This is a genomic window from Tenacibaculum sp. SG-28 (assembly GCF_002954385.1).
GTDB lineage: Bacteria > Bacteroidota > Bacteroidia > Flavobacteriales > Flavobacteriaceae > Polaribacter.
Window position 1 is genome coordinate 199854 of record NZ_MQVY01000004.1, and the last position, 23712, is coordinate 223565.

General features: G+C 33.2%; 15 protein-coding genes, 3 tRNA genes and 3 pseudogenes. 15 read left to right on the forward strand and 6 right to left on the reverse strand.

What is annotated here, in order from left to right; translation table 11 throughout:
• From BSU00_RS10905 to folE, 5 genes and pseudogenes are all read left to right on the forward strand, one after another.
• A pseudogene (locus BSU00_RS10905) lies at positions 1 to 2102 on the forward strand (M3 family metallopeptidase).
• Positions 2103 to 2116: 14 nt separating this feature from the next.
• Positions 2117 to 2686: a pentapeptide repeat-containing protein gene (locus BSU00_RS10910; RefSeq protein WP_105004411.1), complete on the forward strand. Its 570-nt coding sequence runs from the start codon at positions 2117 to 2119 to the stop codon at positions 2684 to 2686.
• A 22-nt stretch (positions 2687 to 2708) separates the two neighbouring features.
• Complete coding sequence (locus BSU00_RS10915; protein ID WP_105004412.1) at positions 2709 to 3638, forward strand: YihY/virulence factor BrkB family protein; 930 nt, start codon at positions 2709 to 2711, stop codon at positions 3636 to 3638.
• Between the two features lie 121 nt (positions 3639 to 3759).
• Positions 3760 to 5125: pseudogene (gene hisS, locus BSU00_RS10920) on the forward strand (histidine--tRNA ligase).
• Between the two features lie 64 nt (positions 5126 to 5189).
• Positions 5190 to 5858 (forward strand): GTP cyclohydrolase I FolE, encoded by a 669-nt coding sequence (gene folE, locus BSU00_RS10925; protein ID WP_199176790.1) that lies wholly within the window; start codon positions 5190 to 5192, stop codon positions 5856 to 5858.
• 69 nt (positions 5859 to 5927) lie between these two features.
• Here the strand turns inward: folE and BSU00_RS13470 are convergent, their stop codons facing one another.
• Genes BSU00_RS13470 through gyrA form a run of 3 tightly spaced genes read right to left on the reverse strand, consistent with a single transcriptional unit; the run spans position 5928 to position 9689 of the window.
• Complete coding sequence (locus BSU00_RS13470) at positions 5928 to 6137, reverse strand: hypothetical protein (RefSeq protein WP_233188707.1); 210 nt, start codon at positions 6135 to 6137, stop codon at positions 5928 to 5930.
• Between the two features lie 41 nt (positions 6138 to 6178).
• Entirely contained in the window at positions 6179 to 7171 is a 993-nt protein-coding gene (locus BSU00_RS10930) for a lipopolysaccharide assembly protein LapB (protein ID WP_233188708.1), read from the reverse strand.
• Positions 7172 to 7187: 16 nt separating this feature from the next.
• Positions 7188 to 9689: a DNA gyrase subunit A gene (gene gyrA / locus BSU00_RS10935; protein ID WP_105004414.1), complete on the reverse strand. Its 2502-nt coding sequence runs from the start codon at positions 9687 to 9689 to the stop codon at positions 7188 to 7190.
• A 312-nt stretch (positions 9690 to 10001) separates the two neighbouring features.
• Here gyrA and BSU00_RS10940 point away from each other — a divergent pair, with 312 nt between their 5' ends.
• On the forward strand, positions 10002 to 12554 hold the full coding sequence (locus BSU00_RS10940; RefSeq protein WP_105004415.1) for an ATP-dependent Clp protease ATP-binding subunit: 2553 nt from the start codon (positions 10002 to 10004) through the stop codon (positions 12552 to 12554).
• A 46-nt stretch (positions 12555 to 12600) separates the two neighbouring features.
• Here the strand turns inward: BSU00_RS10940 and BSU00_RS10945 are convergent, their stop codons facing one another.
• Together BSU00_RS10945 and BSU00_RS10950 are read right to left on the reverse strand one after the other, a co-directional pair.
• On the reverse strand, positions 12601 to 13368 hold the full coding sequence (locus BSU00_RS10945; RefSeq protein WP_105004416.1) for a C40 family peptidase: 768 nt from the start codon (positions 13366 to 13368) through the stop codon (positions 12601 to 12603).
• Between the two features lie 21 nt (positions 13369 to 13389).
• A complete protein-coding gene (locus BSU00_RS10950) occupies positions 13390 to 14565 on the reverse strand; it encodes an acetyl-CoA C-acyltransferase (RefSeq protein ID WP_105004417.1) in 1176 nt (391 codons plus the stop codon).
• Between the two features lie 105 nt (positions 14566 to 14670).
• Between BSU00_RS10950 and BSU00_RS10955 the strand changes: the two are divergent.
• The 5 genes and pseudogenes from BSU00_RS10955 to BSU00_RS10975 all read left to right on the forward strand — a co-directional run bounded on the left by BSU00_RS10955 (position 14671) and on the right by BSU00_RS10975 (position 18805).
• A pseudogene (locus BSU00_RS10955) lies at positions 14671 to 16732 on the forward strand (HD family phosphohydrolase).
• Positions 16733 to 16825: 93 nt separating this feature from the next.
• Positions 16826 to 16908: transfer RNA gene (locus tag BSU00_RS10960), tRNA-Ser, on the forward strand.
• Between the two features lie 23 nt (positions 16909 to 16931).
• Positions 16932 to 17006, forward strand: a tRNA-Pro gene (locus BSU00_RS10965).
• Between the two features lie 8 nt (positions 17007 to 17014).
• Positions 17015 to 17088: transfer RNA gene (locus tag BSU00_RS10970), tRNA-Arg, on the forward strand.
• Positions 17089 to 17329: 241 nt separating this feature from the next.
• Positions 17330 to 18805, forward strand: a complete 1476-nt coding sequence (locus tag BSU00_RS10975; RefSeq protein ID WP_105004418.1) for a site-specific integrase — start codon at positions 17330 to 17332, stop codon at positions 18803 to 18805.
• Between the two features lie 5 nt (positions 18806 to 18810).
• On the opposite strand, the gene BSU00_RS10980 is transcribed toward BSU00_RS10975, so the two are convergent.
• Entirely contained in the window at positions 18811 to 19215 is a 405-nt protein-coding gene (locus BSU00_RS10980; protein ID WP_105004419.1) for a hypothetical protein, read from the reverse strand.
• An 803-nt stretch (positions 19216 to 20018) separates the two neighbouring features.
• Here BSU00_RS10980 and BSU00_RS10990 point away from each other — a divergent pair.
• The 4 genes from BSU00_RS10990 to BSU00_RS11005 all read left to right on the forward strand — a co-directional run bounded on the left by BSU00_RS10990 (position 20019) and on the right by BSU00_RS11005 (position 23229).
• The gene (locus tag BSU00_RS10990) at positions 20019 to 20900 is read left to right on the forward strand and encodes a tyrosine-type recombinase/integrase (RefSeq protein ID WP_105004421.1); all 882 of its coding nucleotides are present in this window, start codon (positions 20019 to 20021) and stop codon (positions 20898 to 20900) included.
• 159 nt (positions 20901 to 21059) lie between these two features.
• Positions 21060 to 21725, forward strand: coding sequence for a hypothetical protein (locus BSU00_RS10995; RefSeq protein WP_105004422.1), 666 nt, complete (start codon positions 21060 to 21062; stop codon positions 21723 to 21725).
• A 155-nt stretch (positions 21726 to 21880) separates the two neighbouring features.
• Positions 21881 to 22390 carry a hypothetical protein gene (locus BSU00_RS11000; RefSeq protein ID WP_105004423.1) on the forward strand — a complete coding sequence of 170 codons (510 nt, stop codon included), beginning with the start codon at positions 21881 to 21883 and terminating at the stop codon, positions 22388 to 22390.
• A 125-nt stretch (positions 22391 to 22515) separates the two neighbouring features.
• On the forward strand, positions 22516 to 23229 hold the full coding sequence (locus BSU00_RS11005) for a hypothetical protein (protein WP_105004424.1): 714 nt from the start codon (positions 22516 to 22518) through the stop codon (positions 23227 to 23229).
• Positions 23230 to 23712 lie beyond the last annotated feature (483 nt).

Consider the following 23712-nt stretch of genomic DNA (forward strand, 5'->3'; position numbering starts at 1 on the left):
ATGACTGTACCAAGATTTTTCGCACTATTCTTTGTCTTACTAATATCTTGCAAAAAAAATCAACAAATACGCAATACAAACATGCCTACAACTGCGAATCCTTTATTATCTGAAAGTACTCTAGATTATGGTGCTCCTGATTTTAATAACATCCAACCGCAGCATTTTTTACCGGCCATTCTCAAAGCTATGCAGTTACAGGAAAATGAAATTCTAGAAATAACAAATAATTCAGCATTACCATCCTTTGAAAATACCATTTTAGCGCTGGAGGAGAGCGATAGAGTATTAGATCGTGTTCGTTCGATTTTTTATGCAGTTGCAGGTGCGAATACAAATAATACTATAAAAAAAATACAAAAGGAATTAGCTCCTAAGTTCTCAGTGCATACCGATAACATTATGCTAAATTCTCAATTATTTCAAAGAATTAAAGAAGTGTATGCTACTATTGATACACAATCATTAGACGATGAATCTAAACACCTAACCAAAGAATACTACAAGAATTTTGTTAAGGCTGGGGCAGATTTACCGCAAGAGAAAAAGAATAGGTTAAAAACAATTAATGCTCAATTAGCTGAACTTTCCAATACCTTTGGTAAAAAAATCTTAGATGCTAGTAAAAAAGAAGGACTTCTTGTGCAGGATGTAAGTTTATTAAAAGGTCTTTCCGAAGAGAGAATAGCGGCGATAAAAGGTAATAATGGATATGAGTTGCCCTTGGTCAATACTACACAGCAGCCAGCATTACAAAATCTTGAAAATAGAGATATTCGAAAAGCGCTTTATAGAAAATCAATACATAGAGCAGATCAAGGTAACTTTAATACGAGTACTTTGGTAGAAAAAATGGCAGTACTACGGTTAGAGAAAGCAAAAATTTTAGGTTTCGATAATTATGCTAGTTGGAGTTTACAGGGTACTATGGCCAAAACACCAACCAATGTATTTAAAATGTTTGCAGGTTTAGTTCCTGGAGCTCTGCAAAAAGCAGCTGCAGAAATAAAAGAAATTCAAGAGGAGATTAAATCGGATGGAAATTCATTCTCTTTAACTCCTTTCGATTGGAACCATTATGCAGAGAAAGTCCGCAAATCAAAATATAATTTAGGCGAAGAAGAGGTAAAGCAATACTTTGAACTTACCAATGTTTTAGAAAAAGGGGTTTTTTACGCAGCTACGAAGCTCTACGGTATTACTTTTAAGAAAAGAATGGATATTCCAACCTACCATCCGGATGTTGTGGTCTATGAATTATTTGAGGAGGACGGATCCGCTTTAGGTTTGTTTTACGGGGACTTTTACGCCCGAGAAAGTAAACGCGGAGGTGCCTGGATGAGTTCCTTTGTTAAACAATCTAAATTACGAAAGCAGAAACCAGTACTATACAACGTTTGTAATTTTCCAAAACCGGCTACTGGTGCCCCAGCACTTATAAGTTTTGATAACGTAGAAACGGCTTTTCACGAATTCGGACATGCCTTGCACGGTTTCTTTGGGAACCAGAATTACGAATCTATTTCTGGAACTAGTGTTGCTAGAGACTTTGTAGAGTTTCCTTCTCAATTCAATGAAAATTGGGCTACACATCCTGATATTTTAAGTAATTATGCTTTGCATTATAAAACAGGGAAGGTTATTCCATCGGAATTATTAGAAAAAATAAAAAAGGCAGGAACTTTCAATCAAGGCTACTCGATTATTGAAAATTTAGCATCTTCTAGTTTAGATATGTTATGGCACACTATTGAGAAGGTACTTCTATTGAAAATGTTGCTAATTTTGAAAAGGAGGCCTTAAAAAAGATGCAATTGTACAGCAATGAAATTCCACCGAGATATCGTTCTACCTATTTCGCTCATATTTTTAGTGGAGGGTATGCAGCGGGGTACTATTCCTATCTCTGGACCGAAATGTTGAGTCATGATGCTTACGATTGGTTTAAAAGTAACGGATTACTAACCAGAGAAAACGGACAAAAGTTTCGGGAGGAAATATTGTCAAAGGGAAATACCATGGATTATGAAGAAATGTATAAAGTGTTTAGCGGACGCAGTCCTGAAGCAGCTCCTATGCTAAAAGCTAGAGGATTGAGATAAGTAAGAGATTTTATATGAACACATTTGTTGATAATATTCAATATTCAAAAAAAAACTTTAAAAGTAAGGAATTAAGCAGAACAGATTTTGACTCTTGTACTTTTACCAATTGTGATTTTTCAGATCTACATATTAGCAATTCGGAGTTTTTAGACTGTGAATTTATAGCGTGTAATTTTAGTAATACAAGGCTTAAAGAGTGTAGTTTTAAGCAAGTTTACTTTGAGGATTCAAAACTTATCGGTGTAAAATTTAACGAAATAGATCCTTTTTTACTGCAGATGAAATTTTCAAATTGTCAGCTTGACTTTTCCTCTTTTTACCAATTGAAAATTCAATATTTTCATTTCGATAATTGCCAAATGATAGGGGTTGACTTTACCGAGTCAGATGCACAGTATTGTGTTTTTCACAAGACCAATTTAAAAGAAGCTATCTTTGAAGAGACAAATTTAGAAAATGCCAATTTTACAACTGCAGAAAATTTTGTTATAGATATGGATAAAAACAGGGTTACAAACGCTTTCTTCTCTAGAGAAAACGTCCTAAATTTATTGCAGAAATACAAGCTTAATGTAGAATGATAGTAGACTGAAAGTTGCATTTATGATAAAATCTATTGAAGATAAATTAAGTAAAATACCAATTGTAAATAAGTTGGTTCACTTCGGGAAAACTATAAAAATTCCTGGTTTACGTGGTTTGTCTTTGTATGACGTTTTGGAGCTTTATGGCATTGGGATTGTAAAAGGAGCTTTAACGACTCGCGCCGCAGGAATTGCATTTAGCTTTTTTATGGCAATTTTTCCTTTTTTACTATTTATTTTAACGCTAATACCGTACATCCCTATAGAAGGTTTTCAGGAAGGATTGTTTTCTATCATTCAAGAGGCTTTACCACCCAAAACATTTGATGCCGTAGACGGGGTTTTAAAAGACATTCTAAATAACCAATACGGAGGGTTACTTTCTTTTGGATTTTTGGCATCTATTTTTCTCATGGCCAACGGTGTAAATGCTATTTTTGGTGGATTTGAGTATTCCTATCATGTAAAGGAATATCGTACCTTGTTAAGATCTTACTTTATATCTTTAGCAGTTTCGCTTCTCATGTCATTTTTCTTAATTATTACTGTTGTTTTTGTGACTTTATATCAGGTAGCTCTTTCTAAGATTGATGAAAAAGGTTGGTTTGACACCAACGATTTACATTTGTTGTATTTCGGAAGAGGGTTTCTTTTTTTAGTGATGATATTTACCATTGTATCCTTGCTTTTCCGATATGGAACGAAGCAAGGAAAAGAAGTTCGATTCTTTTCTCCAGGAGCTATATTAACTACGGTTGTTTCCATGATTTCTTTTTATGCTTTTGGTATTTACGTGGTGAAATTTGCGAAGTATAACGAATTATATGGATCTATTGGTACACTGTTAATTTTAATGTTATTTGTATGGTTAAATGCTATTATTCTTTTGTTGGGCTTTGAATTAAATGCAACTATTTACAGGTTAAAACAACCTAATAAAACTTCCTAAATTGTCTAATTATTATGATATTTGCATACAAATAATAATGTATGTGTTGTATCCAATAGTATTTAGCTATTCTTTAATTTTTACAAAGCATACAATTTTTAATTAAACAATTTTAATTATTATGAAACCGAGCATTCCAAAAGGAACCAGAGATTTTTCATCCACTGAAATAGCCAAGAGAAATTATATATTTCAAACTATAAAAGGTGCTTTTGAGAATTTTGGATTTCAACCTATTGAAACCCCAAGTTTTGAAAACTCTACTACTTTAATGGGAAAATATGGGGAAGAGGGAGATCGTTTAATTTTTAAAATTTTAAACTCTGGGGATTATTTAAAAAAAAGTAGACAATTCTTTACTAGTAGAGAAAAATAGTACAAAAGTAATTCCTAAAATTTCTGAAAAAGCACTTCGATATGATTTAACTGTACCATTCGCTAGATATGTTGTGCAACATCAGAACGAAATTACTTTTCCTTTTAAACGGTATCAAATCCAACCTGTTTGGAGAGCAGATCGTCCTCAGAAAGGAAGATTTAGAGAGTTTTACCAGTGTGATGCAGACGTTGTTGGTAGTAACTCTTTATTGCAAGAGATTGAGTTTGTACAATTATACGATTCTGTTTTCACAGCACTTGGTTTACTCGGAACAACTATAAAAATTAACAATAGGAAGATTTTGTCTGGTATTGCTGAGGTTATCGGCGCTACGGATAAGCTTATTGACTTTACAGTTGCCCTAGACAAATTGGATAAAATTGGTAAAGATGGTGTAGTTGATGAAATGATAAGTAAGGGAATTCCTGCCGATGCCTTAGGGAAACTCGATCCATTATTCTCTTTTACTGGTTCTAACGAAGCCAAATTATCTTCATTAGAAACGATGCTGTATACTTCTGAAGAAGGGTTAAAAGGAGTGCAAGAATTACGGTTTATTAACGATGCTATTGAGGCATTAGAATTAGGCTCTGCTTCTTTAGAAATAGATGTCACCTTAGCCAGAGGCCTCAACTATTATACTGGTGCTATCTATGAGGTTTCTGCGCCAAAAAACATAAAGATCGGATCTATTGGAGGCGGTGGAAGATACGATGACTTAACCGGTATTTTTGGCCTTAAAGACGTTTCCGGTGTCGGGATTTCTTTTGGTCTAGACAGGATATATCTCGTTATGGAAGAACTTGGGCTGTTTGAAGACTTAGCGCTTCCCAGGCCAAAAGTTTTATTTTTAAATTTTAAAGAAGAGGAGAGTCTGCCAAAACTGAAAGCCATAAAAATACTTCGTAGTCGTGGTATATCTGCCGAGATATATCCGGATGTAGCAGCTAGTAACAAACAACAAAAAAAGCAATGGAAATATGTAAATAATAGGCAAATTTCTTATGTAGTTACTGATATTGAGAATACTACCTACAAAATAAAAAACATGATGTCTGGAGAGGTTATATCGCTTACTATTCAGGAATTAGTGGATTTTTTAACCTAACTAATGATATTGTCGTATCTTTGCAAAATCAATTTTTTAAATAATGTTCGAACTAAATACTAATATGAACGAAGATAGAATTGACGAAATAGGTGAAAATCACATCGGTACTTCGGCGACTACTCCTTTGCGAGAAGATGCTTTTGCTATTTCGGACAAAGAAAAAATAGAGCGAATAGAAGCGAGTGTAAGAGATATTTTACACACCTTGGGAATGGATTTAACAGACGACAGTCTTCAAGGTACTCCAAGAAGAGTTGCCAAAGCCTACGTAAACGAACTCTTTATGGGCTTGAATCCAGATAATATGCCGAAGGCGTCTACTTTTAATAATAATTACAACTACGGAGAAATGTTAGTAGAGAAGAATATCGTTGTATATTCTACTTGTGAACACCACTTACTTCCTATAGTTGGTAGAGCACATGTCGCTTATATTTCCAATGGTAAAGTAATTGGATTGTCTAAAATGAATCGTATTGTAGAGTACTTTGCTAAAAGACCGCAGGTACAAGAGCGTTTAACGATGCAGGTAGTGCAATGCATGCAAGAAGCGTTAGGTACAGAAGATGTGGCCTGTGTTATCGATGCGAAACATTTATGTGTAAATTCACGAGGTATAAAAGATATTGAAAGTAGTACGGTGACTGCAGAATTTGGTGGTAAATTTAAAGATAAAGAAATCAAAAAGGAATTTTTATCGTATTTAAAAATGAATACGCCATTCGATTAATGAAAATATCTTTATAACATAAAAAAACCGAAGTGTAACTTCGGTTTTTTATTTTATTGTTTGTACATATTATCGCATTGATTTGTATAATGCTCTGTAGGTATCTGCTTTTTCTGTCATTTCAAGTAAATCATAGATGTTCATTAATGTTTTCACCGTTTCTATATTTTGGTTAAGACTATTCGCCTTTTCAAGATAAGGTAATGCTTCTTTATAAACTTCTTTTTGCTGTAAAGCCAATTCGTCATATTTTTTGAAGTTAGATAAATTCTTGTTCATCTCTTCTACTATTGCTTTATCTTTATCTAAAACAACAACTGCTAAGTCATATACGCATCTGCGTAATCCGGTTTTATTTCAATAGCTTTTTCATAATATTTCTTAGCTTCTTCAGCTCTTCCTTGATTAAAGTTTACAACTCCTAAGTTATAGTAAAGCGTAGGGTTATTTGGATCAAGCGCTATTGCTTCTTGCATTAAAGCTCCAAATTTATCCATTCTGTCTAAATCAATATATAATTGAGCTTCATTTAGAAGAAGATTTAAGTCTTTTGGATTTGCTTTTCGGGCTTCAGACATAGCAGTGATTGCTTCGTCCGTTTTTCCTTGTTTTTGTAAAATAAGAGCAATATTTTTTACAATTAAGGCTTTTTTTGAATCGGATAACTGTATTTCGGGCTTTAAATAGTTTCCTGTTTTAACCATTAGATCTCTTTGGGTTTTTGAAGGGAACTGCTCAACTTTACCTGTCGCTTTTTCTGTTGCTACAAATATTTCCTCAGCACCTGAATAGTTTAATTCACGTAATTTATTGTAATATTCTAAAGCTTTATCATAATCTTCTGCTTGAGTTGAAGATACTGCGGCATTGTATACAAATGAGGTGTCTTTTGGGCTTAAAACATAGGTTAAGTAAAATTTTTCTGCGGCATTTTTGTAATCTTTTTTATCGTTGTAAAGCGAAGCGGCTTCGTTAGAAACATCCACCACCATTTTTTCCAATATAGGTTGTGCTTCTTTTGTGTATTTAGTGTTCCCAGATTGTTTTTCTATATCCATTAACGTATTAAATGCATTTGCTGCATTTTTATAATCCTTTTTGGAAGCGTATGCTTTTCCTTTTAGAAAGTAATATTTTGTTTTGTATTTATCATCTGCATTAGCTATTAGCCCTTCAGCAGAGGATAGTGTTGAAATTGCGCTATTAAAATCTTGCTTTTTTATTGCTTTCTCTGCAGCTTTTAATTCTGCTTTTTGTCCAAAAGATGCGATGGAGATTACTCCAAAAGAAAGTGCTATAATTTGTTTTTTCATTGTAGATTTAAATTTATTATTGATCTTGGTTTTCATTATTTTCATTGACATCTTCAATTTCTATTCCATTTTCATCTTTTTCTTCGTGCATAACTTTTGCAACTGCTGCAATACTATCACTATTTTTAATATTTATCAAGCGAACACCTTGTGTTGCCCTTCCCATAACTCGTAAATCTTCTACTGCCATACGTATGGTAAGTCCTGATTTATTGATAATCATTAAATCGTTGGAATCGTCTACATTTTTTATGGCAACGAGCTCTCCTGTTTTTTCAGAAATATTTAAGGTTTTGACTCCTTTACCACCTCTGTTGGTAATACGGTAGTCTTCTAGTTTGGATCTTTTACCGTATCCTTTTTCAGAAACTACCAGAATATTACTTTCCATATCGTTAACAGATACCATTCCTATTACCTCGTCTTCTTCGTGCTGTAATGTTATACCTCTAACTCCGGAGGCTGTTCTTCCCATTGGTCTGGTTTTTTCTTCTTCAAAACGAATAGTTTTCCCAGACTTTAATGCCAGCATTACTTGGCTATCTCCTGTGGTTAATTTTGCTTCTAGCAGTTCATCACCTTCCTTTATGGTGATGGCATTTATACCATTTGCTCTTGGTCGAGAGTATTGTTCTAGTGGCGTCTTTTTTACACGGCCTTTTTTAGTTGCCATGATTACATAGTGGTTATTTATGTAGTCTTCATCCTTTAGGTCTGCAGTAACTAAGAAAGCTTTTACCTTATCGTCTTGTTCGATATTGATAAGATTTTGAATCGCTCTACCCTTAGTGTTTTTTCCACCCTCAGGAATTTCATACACACGCATCCAAAATACTTTTCCTTTTTGGGTGAAGAACATCATGTATTGGTGATTGGTTGCAATAAACAAATGTTCTAAAAAGTCTTCGTTTCTTGTTGTGGCACCTTTTTGTCCTCTACCACCTCTATTTTGTACTTTGTACTCGTCTAGATTGGTTCTTTTTAGGTATCCTGCATTTGAAATGGTAACCACTACTTTGGTGTTCGGAATCATGTCCTCAATACGCATGTCTCCACCTGCATATTCAATTACAGAGCGTCTTTCGTCTCCGTATTTGTCACGGATTTGTATAAGTTCCTCTGTGATTATTCGGTAGCGTCTTGCTTCGTTTTCAAGAATATCTTTTAAATCTGCAATGGTTTTGATGATTTCATCGTATTCATTTCGTAACTTGTCTTGCTCTAGACCAGTTAATTGTCGCAGTCGCATCTCAACGATTGCACGAGCTTGAATTTCGGTCAACTCGAAGCGTTCTATTAATTTTTCACGGGCTTGATCGGCATTGGAAGACCCTCTAATAATGGAGATTACTTCATCAATATTATCTGAAGCGATGATTAAACCTTCTAAAATATGTGCTCTTGCCTCTGCTTTTTTTAGTTCGTATTGCGTTCTTCGAACAACAACTTCATGACGATGTTCTACGAAATAGTGAATTAACTGCTTCAGGTTTAATTGCTCCGGTCTTCCATTGACTAGGGCTATATTATTAACGCTGAAAGAGGTTTGTAGTTGGGTGTATTTAAATAGTTTATTTAAAACGATATTAGGAATCGCATCTCTTTTTAAAACGTAAACGATACGCATTCCTTTTCGGTCAGATTCGTCACGAATACTAGCAATGCCGTCTAGTTTCTTTTCGTTCACTAAATCCGCAGTTTTCTTAATCATATCAGCTTTATTAACCTGATATGGTATCTCTGTAACCACGATACACTCTCTTCCTTTGATATCTTCAATGGTTGCTTTAGCTCGCATCACAATTCTACCTCTTCCGGTATGAAAAGCGTCTCGAACACCATCGTACCCGTAAATTATACCTCCTGTAGGGAAGTCTGGGGCTTTAATGTGTTGCATCAATTCATCAATTTCAATATCTCGATTTTCAATGTATGCAACAGTACCATTGATGACCTCCGTAAGGTTATGTGGCGCCATATTTGTGGCCATACCAACCGCTATTCCTGATGCTCCGTTTACTAGTAAATTAGGAATACGGGTTGGTAACACAGTTGGTTCTTTTAACGTATCGTCAAAATTTAATTTGTGGTCTACCGTATCTTTTTCAATATCAGATAACATCTCTTCTGATATTTTCTGCATTCTAACCTCCGTATAACGCATTGCTGCCGGACTATCGCCATCTACAGAGCCAAAGTTTCCTTGGCCGTCTACCATCATGTATCGAACGCTCCAGTCTTGCGCCATCCTAACCATTGAGTCATATACTGAGGTATCACCGTGTGGGTGATACTTACCGAGAACCTCTCCTACAATTCTTGCTGATTTTTTGTAGGCTCCAGTTGCTTTTATACCAAGTTCATGCATTCCGAACAATACTCTTCGGTGCACGGGTTTTAAGCCATCTCGTACGTCAGGTAAAGCTCTAGATACGATTACCGACATGGAATAATCAATGTATGCCGATTTCATTTGTTCTTCAATGTTGATAGGAATCAACTTTTCACCATCTGCCATATATTTTTTTTAAAATTTTAGTAATTTTCCATAAAAAAGAGTGAATTTTAAAAAATTAAAATTCCCTCAAATTACACAGTAAACTGTATATGTTGTCTAAAACATTGCAAGATACATTATAGCTATATTTTACACAAAAATACTTCGGGTTGTTTTGTGTTTAGTTATTAACAATTTATTGGAATTTATCTTTTTAGACACTTATGGATTTCCGTATTTAAATGGCATATTGGCAGTTATCAACTATATGGCATTTTTTTTGCTGTATTATAAGAAAAACTTACTAACTTTACATAGACACAAATAAAATTTATGGACGATAATTTTTCACCACAAGTTAGAGACGTGATTACATTCAGTAAAGAGGAGGCCCTTCGTTTGGGGCACGATTTTATTGGAACAGAGCACTTGCTTTTAGGTTTGATAAGAAAAGGTGATGGGAAAGCGATTGAAATTCTCTCTGCGTTTGATGTAGATTTGAATCTCGTTCGTACTAAGTTAGAGAAACTAAACCCTGTATCTTTTTCGACTAACGCTAGCGAGAAGCAGAGTTTACATCTAACAAGACAAGCCGAAAAGGCGATCAAAACAACTTTTTTAGAAGCAAAGTTATACCAAAGTAACGCCATAGATACGGCACATTTGTTGTTGTGTATTTTACGTAATGAAAATGACCCAACTACTAAATTGTTACAGCGATACGACATTGATTACGATCAAGCAAAAGCCTTGTATAAAGAATTACACGTAGAAGGTTTTTCAAATCCGATAGCAGAAAATGCTTCTGATGACGAGTTCGCCGACGATAAAACAAATCCTTTCGGACAACAATCTACTCGAGGAAAACAGACTAAGAAATCAAAAACACCTGTACTCGATAACTTTGGAAGAGATTTAACTGCCCTGGCAGAAGCAGGAAAACTTGATCCTGTTGTTGGGAGAGTCAAAGAAATCGAACGAGTATCTCAAATTTTAAGTCGAAGAAAGAAAAATAATCCTATGCTAATAGGAGAGCCTGGTGTTGGTAAATCTGCCATAGCGGAGGGTCTTGCCTTGCGAATAGTGAATCGAAAAGTATCCAGAATTCTTTTCGATAAACGCATCGTATCCTTAGATTTGGCTAGTTTGGTTGCAGGAACCAAATACAGAGGGCAGTTCGAAGAACGAATGAAAGCGCTCATGAACGAATTGGAGAAAAATGATGATATTATTTTATTCATTGATGAAATTCATACCATTGTCGGCGCAGGGGGAGCAACAGGTTCTCTAGACGCTTCCAACATGTTAAAGCCTGCCTTAGCACGAGGAGAAATTCAGTGTATTGGTGCCACAACCCTAGATGAGTATAGAACGAATATAGAGAAAGATGGAGCCTTAGAGCGTCGTTTTCAAAAGATAATTGTAGATCCAACAACGGTAGAGGAAACGGTTCTAATTTTACACAATATAAAAAAGAAGTACGAAGCCCATCATTACGTAAACTTTACTGATGAAGCAATTGAGGCTTGTGTTAAACTTACGAATCGTTACATGACCGATAGGTATCTTCCCGACAAAGCAATTGATGCTCTAGATGAGGCAGGTTCAAGAATCCATATCACCAATATAGTTGTTCCACAACAGATTTTGGAATTAGAAGCAAAGTTAGAAGAGATTCGAGAACGCAAGACAAAAGCAGTAAGTGGACAGAAGTATGAAGAGGCTGCTAAACTCAGAGATGATGAAAAGAATCTTGAAATGGCCCTAGAGTCTGCGCAAAATCAATGGGAAGAGGACTCTAAGTTACACAGAGAAACAGTTACTGAAGAAAATGTGGCCGAGGTCGTTTCTATGATGACTGGAATTCCTGTAAACCGAGTAGCAGAAGCAGAAAGCAGTAGATTAGCCGAATTGCCAAATCTCATTAAAGGGAAGGTAATAGGGCAAGACGATGCTGTCACCAAGGTAGTGAAGGCTATTCAACGTAATCGTGTGGGATTAAAAGACCCTAATAAACCTATCGGATCTTTTATATTTCTCGGTTCTACTGGTGTAGGAAAAACACAATTAGCAAAAGTCTTATCTCGAGAATTATTCGATTCAGAAGAATCGTTAATTCGTGTTGACATGAGTGAATATATGGAGAAGTTTGCTATTTCAAGACTTATCGGAGCACCTCCGGGTTATGTCGGTTATGAGGAAGGTGGGCAATTAACAGAGAAAGTTCGAAGAAAACCATATTCTGTCGTTTTATTAGATGAAATAGAAAAGGCGCATCCCGATGTATTTAACATGCTGTTACAGATTTTAGACGATGGTCATATCACAGATAGTTTAGGACGAAAAATAGATTTTAGAAATACTATAATTATTATGACTTCTAATATCGGTGTTCGTAAACTTAAGGATTTCGGTGGTGGTGTTGGTTTTGGAACTAATGCTAAGAAAGAGCAAGCTGATGCCAATGCAAAAGGTGTTATTGAAGGTGCACTGAAAAAATCATTTGCCCCTGAATTTTTAAATAGAATTGATGATGTAATTATATTCAATACCTTAGAAAGACAGGATATTCATAAGATTATCGATATAGAGCTTAAAAAACTATTGGATCGAATTTCTGATTTAGGATATCACCTTGAACTAAGTGATGAAGCCAAAGACTACATTGCAGATAAAGGATTTGATAAGCAATACGGAGCCAGACCTCTGAAAAGAGCTATTCAAAAATACATAGAAGATGCACTAGCTGAGGAAATTGTGAATTCTAAATTAGACGAAGGCGATTCTATCTTTATGAACTTGGACAAGGATACCAACGAATTAAAAATTCAGATAAAGAAAGGAGAGAAGCCTGCAGAAACTCGCTCCGAAGTAGATGAAGATTAAATTTTATGATACCATAAAAAAGGGGTTGAAATTTTCAACCCCTTTTTTATACAAATCTTTTTATCACTCTAAGTTTGTGGGTATGTCTTTTTAAATCTGCATTGTAAATGCCACTGTGGTCTAACTTATCTATTCTTACTTTACCGTGTGCATGAATGATGTTGTAGTCATTCATAATAATACCAACATGGGTAATTATTCCTTCTTCATTATCAAAAAACGCCAGATCACCGGGCTCACTTTCTTCAATAAAACTAAGGACATCCCCTTGTGTTGCTTGTTCTTTTGCGTCTCTTAATATGGCATGGCCACACAATTTATATACGATTTGCGTAAATCCAGAACAGTCAATGCCAAAAGGTGATTTACCTCCCCATAAATAAGGAGTGTTTAAAAATAAAAATGCAGTTTTAACAATTGCTGACTTATCTAATATCTCACTTTTAGTTTTACCTTCATAGCGGTAAAATGCATTGCCAACCTTAATTTCTGTTTTATTCAAAAATGGGAGATTGGCACCTAAGGGAATTGTAGTTAGGTTATTGTGCTGATCGGTAATAAAATCGATTAACTCTCCGGCATAAAAATTCTTTGTTGTATGCAGTGTTTCAAATTCTGTAGCTGTTATTTCTTCGAATTGTTTGTTGTCTATATATCCTTCATAACCGTCGAAAGCTAATTTAATTTTACTCCACTTTTTACCTTTTTCAAGAATCCTGAAGTATTCGCCAAAAAGAAGTTGGTTAACCATTTCTGAACTATCCTTTGGTTCTAATCGCAGAGGTACAATACTAAGATTACAAATTCCAAACATTAAAGTAGAAGGCTAGTTAAGTTACACACGTTCAATTACCATAGCACTTGCACCACCACCGCCATTACAAATACCAGCAGCACCAATTTTTGCGTTGTTTTGCTTCAAAATAGAAGTTAATGCGATAATGATTCTAGCTCCTGAAACTGCTAAAGGATGTCCTAAGGAAACGGCACCTCCATTAACATTTACTTTTTCACTCGATAGCCCTAATATTTTCATATTGGCAAGTCCTACAACAGAAAATGCTTCGTTTAGCTCAAAGTAATCTACTTCATCCATTCCAATTCCAGCTTTTGCTAATGCTTTCGGTAATGCTTTTGCAGGAGCAGTAGTGAACCATTTAGGCTCGTGTGCAGCATCTGCATAACCTCTAATCTTTGCCAAAGGAGTAATTCCTAATTCTTTTGCTTTATCAGCTGTCATGAGTACTAATGCAGCACCTCCGTCATTTATGGTTGAGGCGTTCGCGGCAGTTACAGTACCTTCTTTTGTAAAGGCTGGACGTAAAGAAGGAATTTTTTCCATTTTTACGTTTTTATACTCTTCGTCTTCTTTAAATAGTAGCGCATCTCCTCTTCGTTGCGGTATCTCTACAGGTACGATTTCATCAGCAAATTTACCTTCTTTCCAGGCTTTCGCTGAACGATTGTAACTTTCGATTGCAAATGCATCCTGATCTTCTCTCGAAAACGAATAGGTAACCGCACATTCATCCGCACATACTCCCATTGCTACCTTTTCATAAACATCCGTTAGCCCGTCTTTTTGCAGTCCATCTTCCATTTTGATTGCACCAAATTTCGAGCCTTTCCTTGCGTGTTGGTAATGTGGAATGCTACTCATATTTTCCATTCCACCAGCAATTACTATTTCTGCATCTCCCATCGCAATAGTTTGTGCAGCTAGCATGATAGACTTCATTCCAGAAGAGCACACTTTGTTTATGGTAGTACATGGAACAGTTTCTGGGATTCCTGCAAACATTGCTGCTTGCCTTGCAGGAGCTTGGCCTAATCCAGCAGAAACGACGTTACCCATAAAAACTTCTTCCACTAATTCAGGATTTAAGTTAATTTTATCCATTGCTCCCTTTATAGCAATTGCTCCTAATTTAGGCGCTGATATACTAGATAACGTTCCTAAAAAACTTCCAATTGGTGTTCTTGCAACGGATGCTATTACTACTTCTTTCATATGTAAAATGTTTATTGCTTTTGTTTGTATTTGCGAAAATAACTATTTTAAAGCAAGTACTCAAATTATACAGAAAGGTTATCTTTACCTTTTTAAAATCGAAAAATGGCTAAAATTATAAATAGATTGTACAAAAATAACACCGTAGTATACAAGGTGTTTTTATTTTTAATAACCGCGTTAGCTATCGTGTATTTATTTCCTAAAGAAGGACAATTTAAATATGATTTTATTCAAGGAAAACCTTGGCAATATGACAATCTATATGCGCCATTTGATTTTGCTATTTACAAGACAGAAAAGGAAGTTCAGGCAGAGAGAGAACAATTAACACAAGCGGCTAAAAATATTTTTTAGTAGATGAAAGTATACCAACAGAAGTAATTTCTTTAATTAAAGAGAAAATAACCGTATTGTCTAATATGGAGTCTTTATCTTCTTCTGAAAGTTTAAAGATTCAAAAAAAGGCCCAAACTATTGTAGACATTATCTACCAATACGGTTTTATTTCTGATGTCGATGCAGGAAATTACAATTTAGATAAAGATGAAATAGTAGAGCTCATTAAGGGAAATGCAGTTGAAGATGTCCTTTATTTTAAGCTGATACAATCTAAAGATATTCTGAAAACCATTAATAGTGCCATCCAAAACTTTGATAGGGAGACGCAGCAATTAATTACCGATTTAGTAGCAGGTGAAGTCCAGCCAAATGTTACTTTCGACGAAAAGTTTACCAATAGAGAATTAGAGGAAGTTTTAAAAAACATATCGTACACTAAAGGAAAAGTTTCCAAGGGAGAACTGATTATCCAGAAGGGAGATATTATTGAGGGGAAGCGTTTAAATGTTTTGACGTCCTATGAACTTGCTTCCCAATCAACAGTTTGGTCAAAGTCTAATTACAATTGGATAGTTTTTGGATATACCATACTTGTATCTTTAGCACTTTTAATGTTATTGCTGTTTTTACATCGTTATCGTTTGGAAATTTATAAAGACAATAATAAAGTTACGTTTATTTTTTTTAATGTGTTCATGATGCTATTGGTGCAAACTTTAGTGGTTAAATCTAATGCAGCCTATTTATACGTCGTTCCATTGAGTATATTACCAATCGTTTTAAAGGCTTTTTTTGATGCTCGATTGGGGTTGTTTACCCACGTATTAACTGTATTGTTATTAGGTTTTATAGTACCCAATAGTTTTGAATTTATCTATCTTCACATCATTGCGGGTATAGTAACTATTCTAACCGTTTCCGAATTATATAAAAGAGCCAATTTATTCATTTCCATAGGACAGATAACATTGATTTATATGGTTACCTATTTTGCTTTCTCTATTTTAAAGGTAGGTAATGCAAGTGAAATTAATTGGCTGTATTTTGGTTTGTTTGCTGCCAATGGTTTACTTTCCTTTTTATCTGTTTTCTTTATTTATTTTTATGAAAAAGTATTTGGTTTGGTGTCTGATGTTACTCTATTAGAATTATCCAATACAAATTCAAAGTTATTACGGGAATTAAATGAAAAAGCACCGGGTACCTTCCAGCATTCTATGCAAGTAGCTAATTTAGCGGAAGCAGCAGCAAACGAAATAGGAGCAAACTCTATGTTAGTTAGAACAGGAGCTTTATATCATGATATAGGTAAAATGAAAGCCCCTATGTATTTTACTGAAAATCAATCTACCGGAGTCAATCCTCATGACGATCTATCTCCAAAAGATAGCGCAAGAATTATTTTAGATCATGTTATCAATGGCATTGAGATTGCTAAAAAAACAATTTGCCTGATCGAATTATTGATTTTATTCGAACACATCACGGAACGAATGTAACATATTACTTTTATAAGAAAGAGCAAGAAAATAATCCGGATTCAGTTGTAGATGTCAAAAAATTCCGGTACCAAGGACCAATACCCTTTTCTCGAGAAACAGCAATTTTAATGATGTGTGATGCAGCAGAAGCAGCCTCTAAAAGTATAAAACAGCCTACCGCAAAACAGATCGAAGAGCTAATAGATAAAATAATAGAAAAGCAAAAAAGTTCTAATCAATTTATTAATTCGGATATTACATTTAGAGAAATTGAGAAAATTAAAAAAATAATCAAGAATAAGTTAATGAATATCTACCACTTACGGGTGGAGTATCCAGATTAGTATTTTTTTTATTTAAAAAAATTTGTGAGAACGTTTAATTAGTCATAGATTTGCACTCGCAATTTTTAGTTCAACGTCACGACAATGAACTATGGAGAGGTGGCAGAGTGGTAATGCAGCAGCCTGCTAAGCTGTCATCGTTTTTCGATGCCCGGGTTCGAATCCCGGTCTCTCCGCAAAAAATTGAAGATGATAGTATCGGGGTGTAGCGTAGCCCGGTCATCGCGCCTGCTTTGGGAGCAGGAGGTCGCAGGTTCGAATCCTGCCACCCCGACAACCATTGGTCGCGTAGCTCAGCTGGATAGAGCATCTGCCTTCTAAGCAGACGGTCACAGGTTCGAATCCTGTCGCGATCACATAAAGCCTTACTAGAAATAGTAAGGCTTTTTTGTTTTCTATTTTGTTTTTAACTTATTGTATTACAGTGGGTTTTATTTTCTGATTATTTCTGTTTTTACATTTTTTCTTAAGATATGTATTGTTTGATTCATGTCTTATTAAAAAAATTAGTATATATTCGTTAAACGAAATATTAAGAAATAAAGCGAAATTAAATCATTTTTTATGTTTTTTTTATGGCTTTTATAAAAAAAAATTATGAGAGGTAAAATTGTTTTAACTACTAGGAAAGGTAAAAAATTAAAGAATGGAAATTATCCAGTGGTTTGTTTTTTAACAAATTATGGTAAACAGATTTCATTTAGTATGAAAATGAATTTTTCAAAAGATGATTGGAATTTTGAAATTCATGAGCCATTAAATTGCAAAAGAAGTCAACTTATAATTCGGAAAAAGAAAAGTATTCTTAATGAATTGCTTCTTCGTTCACTAGATGATTATTCGATAGATTTTGATTTTATTAAAGTCAACCTATTGGGGGGAGTTTTAATTCCCAAAAAAGATACTGTGGATACATGTGAAGATTTTTTTGATTTTGCTTTCAAATACGCTAATGAAAAACGTAATTATAATAATTCTCTTAATTTACAGAAATTAGGAAATGCGAAGGTTTATGATAATGCTTTAAAGCAATTTAGAAAGACAGTTGGAGATATAGCCTTGGAAGATATCGATTATTCTATGCTTGCAAGTTTCAAGAATTACCAATTATCTATCGGAAATAAAAATACAACAGTCAGTACATATTTACGAACATTAAAAGCTATTTACAATGAGGCCTTAAAAAGGTATTCTTATGCACCAAAGTCTTATCCATTTGATGGTATTTTAAGAGGGGTTTCCTCAAAACTTAATCGTACCCAAAAGCGAAATGTATCAATTATAACAATAAAGATTCTAGAATCTCTATTAAATTCACTTGTAAAAGGCCAGAATGAATGTATTAGTTTGTTTTTATTACAGTTTTATTTTGGAGGTCAAGATTTATTCGATATTTATTATTTAACTAAAAATCAATTTTCTATTGATGACAGAATTTATTTTAGACGAGGTAAACTAGGAGATAATGGATATGAATTTGACTTAAAGATAGTAGATAAAGCTAAAAATATTTTGAAGAATTATAATTCAAAAGATCATTTTTTATTTCCTTGGAGAAAAGACTTTGTTGGTTACAATAACTTTAGATCTCGATACAATAAAAATTTGAATATTGTTAAATCTTTATATAATAATCATGTGGGTCGAATTGAAAAGGTTTTTGATAAAAAATTTCATAGAATTGAAGTAAAGCCATTAGATGGTAGATTAACCTCAAAAGTAGCAAGACATACTTTTGCTACAGTTGGTTCAAGATTTTATATTGATCCGGACATGTTGCGCACATTAATGGGGCATGAGAGATCAGACGTAGACACCATATATAAAGATACATATCCTGAAAAGGAAAGAGATAAATTTCTAAATAAAATAATTAATACATCAAATATTAATGAAGTAACTTTATTTATTTTTAAGCATGAAAAAGTAATAAATAATAAGAGAATTATAGATTACAAGTATTTAAAAGATAAACCAAATGAAAATTTTATTAAATGTTCTGTTACAGGTCTTATTTTTAAAGAGCCGAAGCACTTTAAAGTTATTCATTTAGTAGAGCAAGATATTTTATAGTTATGTTATTTCAAGTTATTTTTATTTTTTAGTAAGAGATCTTTAATCTTTTGAATTTCATCATTAAGCTCATTGTATCTTTTGATGTTCTCTATATGGTTAATTGCTTCTATTAGTTTTTCAAGTTTTCCTTTATTTTTAATCTGCTTTATATTAAGTATAATAAAAGATATGATTTCATCGATATAAAATTTAACGCCATCTTTATAGTAAAAAAGTTCATCATTATTTGAATTCATATCTGAGTTCATTACTTTTAAAAGTCTCCGTTTTCTGTTATCAGATAGGCTTTTCTTATTACAGGCCATTCTAAATGCGTCAGGACTAATATTAATAATTTCACCTAAATCCTTAAAGGTTAAATCATTTCTCTTTTTAAAATCCATAAGGTCTTTATAAAAATCATTCATTTATATTTGTTTTTGAGTATGAAAATTATGTAGAAATCTAAGCATAAATATAGAGAAGAATTCTATTTTAAATTTATTATTTCGGTTTTTGAATTTGTTTTCTTAATTATTCTACATATTCTGTATATTCTGTATATTCTGTATATTCTGTATATTCTGTATTCTTCTGTATTCTTCTGTATTCTTCTGTATTCTTCTGTATTCTTCTGATTTTTTCGTGTTTGTTGTATTTTCGTTTGATTTATACTTTAATTTGACGTATGTTTTTTTTAGATAATTAACATCATTATATTATGTTGATTTTTGGTCAATTTTATGATTGTACATTACTTGATTTTTAGCGCCATATTATTAGAGAATTATTTTTTATCTATTTTGATTTTTAATCAATCAAAAATGTTCTTACTCCTTAACTATCCATAAAATGTTGAAAGCTATAATCATAACAAAAGAAATAGTTTGAAGATTTAAATTTTATAAGCTTGTTAAAATAGGAAAAGTCATATCCGACTTCATCTGAAACTCCTTTTCTAATTTTGTGTTGCCACTAGGGCAAAAATAAGCTAGAATAACTCTATTTTTTAATGTCATTAAAAGTATATTCATGTTTATTTTTATTGAGAAATTAGTTTCTATAAAAGTTATCACAAAATTTCTTATATATTCTATCTGTGAGTTTTTTACCAAAGGATAGGCATTTTTTAGTTTTCATAGCAAAGCATTTTTTTATGTTTATAAACGTGAAAAATGTATTTAAGCGTTTATAAAATTGTTGTTGTTGTAAAAATATACATATTTGAAGTATGTATTTATCTAGATACCAACACAATAGTTATACTACTAAAGAGTATCGTCTTGCTATCGCAGTTATGCAGGATGTTTTACGTCGTAAAAACTATAGTTTAAATACTCAGCAGTCTTATATGCATATGTTTACTTTGTTTTTAAAGTACATGTATCCTCAGCCCATGCATACTATAAATAGTTCGATTATTAAAGAGTACCATACGAAGCTTGTCACACAAGACCACAAGTCTATTTCTTTTCAGAACCAAAGTATCAATGCAATTAAGTTTTATTTAGAAAAGGTTCTAAAGCAACCTTCCGAACATTATGATTTTGAGCGTCCTAAAAAACCCAAGCGACTTCCTAGTGTTTTGTCTACAAAACAAATATTAGACCTACTTGATGCTACAACTAATTTGAAGCATAAAGCTATTTTAACTCTTATATACAGTGCGGGCTTGCGGATTTCTGAATGTGTTAATTTACAAATAAAGGATATCGATTCTGATACGATGCGAATATGGGTTCGTAATGGAAAAGGACAAAAAGATAGGATCACCCTGTTGTCGGTGGATGCTTTATTTTTATTGCGAAATTATTACAAACATTATACCCCGAAAAAGTGGTTATTTGAAGGTGTAAAAGGAAAGCAGTACAGTGCCAGTAGTATTAGAAGTGTTTTTAACAAGTCGAAGCGCATAGCAAAGATAACAATGCCAGCAACAGTGCATACTTTAAGACATTCTTTTGCAACACATTTATTAGAAAATGGCACGAATCTTCGATATATTCAAAAACTACTAGGACATAATTCGAGTAAGACAACTGAAATTTATACCCATGTGGCATCGGATATGTTAACGAATATCAAAAGTCCGTTCGATTTGATTAAAAAATAATACTATATTTGAAAGGTAAATATGTGCAATTGCGTATATTCAATAGTTGTAAAACATTTACCTAAACCAAAAGACTGTTTCACTAAATCGAAAAAACTGATTACTAAATTGAATTTTTATTCAAAGCACAAAACGAATAAATTTGAATAAACATCTATTATGAAATTGAAGACAATTTTAATTTTGACAATTTTTTTATTCAGTAAAAACATTTACTCTCAAGGAAATAATAGAGAAAAAATCTTCTTTACGTCTGATAGTCTATCTTTTATTCATTTATTGCCAAATCAAAAATTTGGTTTTATTTCATACAAAGGAGATTCGCCATTATCATACTATAATGATAAAAATCAAATAAAAGGACATATAGACGGACCATATTTTACAATCAATGAATTTGGTTCTGGTGAATATTCGATTGAAAACAAAAAAATTCGATTGAATTTCATTAAACCAAAACATTCGATTGACAGTATTTCAATTAAAGAAACAGAAAACATAACTGATTCCATAAAAGTTAAAATATCTTTTAAATCTTATGTGAATTCTAAAAGCGATGACGGAATTGGAATTGGAAGTACAATAAAATCAAAGGATAGTTTAATAAACATAAATACGATGTTTGAAAGTTTTTCATCGTTCGCAGTTAAAAAAAGTAATCTTCCTTTGAAATTAATAATTAACGAAAAATATAATTTAGAAATAGTAAGTGACAGAAATCATGATATTACTCTTTTTGTGAATGACTTTAAGAAGTTCACAACAGATAATATTGAAAACAAAGTATTTGATTTGAACACTCTGACTGAACAATCGAATGAATAAAAACGTTTTACAACACCGTGTATAGCTCATTGCGGCTGAATTCCTAATCGGAATTCATTGCAATTTGCTATCTTCGTTTTACGGCGGAAAATCATAGCTGATTTTCCGCAACGAGCCATACACAAACACGTTAGGCACAAGCGGAACACAAATTAATGAAAGAACATATTAAACCAAATAAAATATCATTTAGAGTTGGCACGCTAGAATGGCTTACTTTTTTCGGACTTCCAATCGCATTAATTGCAAACGGGCTAATAAGCGGATATTTCTATTTGCAAAATGTGGATTCTTTTAAAGCATCAGATATCTTAACTGTTTCAATCTTTACTTTATCATTAGGTGTAATAACATATATATTACAACTCAAGCGACTGAAATATAAAACATTTAACCTGACTAAAGAATTAGACGAATTTAGAGAACTGACTCGGAAAATACTTAAAGAAAACGATTGGAGAATTGAAAACGATAATCAGAAATTTATTGTTGCTTCTTCTAAAGGGAAAATGTTCAGTTCTGATATGATAATATTAAGATTTAAAAAAAAGAAAATTCAATGGAATTTGATTCAACATCCTTGGAGTCATAACTCGGGTGCTGCATTATTGAATTTAAATCTGAAAGGAAAGAAAATATTGAAAAAAATAAAAGCCAGTGCCTAACAACGTGTATAAGCAATAACTCAGATTGTGGTCACAAGGAAAATTAAAGAAAGAATAAACTAAAACTATAAATCAACGCTCGTGGAGGAGCTACTGCTCATACACAAACCGTTGGGCAAAATTAAATGAGATTCGTATTAATAATATTTACAGTATTATCTATTTTAGTTTTTTACTCTTGTAAAGATTCATCTAATCCTGAAAAGACAAAGATGATTCTTAGTAAAGATTCTATAGGAAAGGAATTGTTCATAGAATCAAACTATAATTCCGACATTGTTTTGGATAGTTCATTGTCAAAACAGGAAATGGACTTCATTCAAATCAAGAGGGGAAAAAAAACGGACTCATTAGTGAGTATTTGTGGGTGTGAAAAGAATGTAGAAAGTAATACACTAAAAATTCAAATTAGAACTTCCTTTCCACCAAAGTCTAAGCTTGAAGAGGGAGAGTTAAATAATAGTTTGCCACCCGCTTTTATATCGGAATATGGATATGACATTCAGTACCGATTCATTACATTTTTAGTTAGAGATTCAATAATTCAAAATGTTCAACTCTTCAAGGTTTCAACTGAAAATCAATTCAAAGGGCAGAGTAAAGTTCAAGAGGATCTAGATTCGTATATGTTAAAACTCAATAAGTTCAATTATCAGATAGCAAATAACATTTGGGGAGAGTTTGAAGTAATTGTTCCTTCAGGTTTTGTAATGAATGGAGAAGGGTCGGTAATAAATGGAACATTTCACTGTGATAATGGTGGAATAAGTCATTTTAGTGATTTAGATTCATTTGTAGATCAAACACCTACTAGTGGATTGTATATAAATAAAGAGTAAGCGAACTTTGCCCAACACCGTGTATAAGCAATAGCTCAGATTGTTATCACAAGGAAAATTAAAGAAGATAACAAACCAAAAAAATAAATCAACGATCGTGGAGGAGCTACTGCTCATACACAAACCGTTAGGTTTAATAGCTCCGAGTGGTCTTGCGTGTAAATTGCTCCAAGTATTGCGGAGTTGGATGGAAAAGAAGAAAGAAAATTGCTTACTACGAATATGAAAAGGAATATGATTTCGTAAGCTTTTAAGGATATAAAAACGAATGACTGTAGTCGAAAATCAGGGTTGTGTAAAAACACTAATTTTCTATCTTTGGTCAGAGTAGTTTTGCATTTACCAAGTTTCGCCTTTGGTATTTATGTAAGGCTTATTTATAAAAATTAATAAAAGTTATGTTTGTACTTGCCGCTCAGTATTATGTGTCGCTACACAAACCTAACAAAAGCTAAACTGCATTAAAACGCAGCTTAGCCAAAT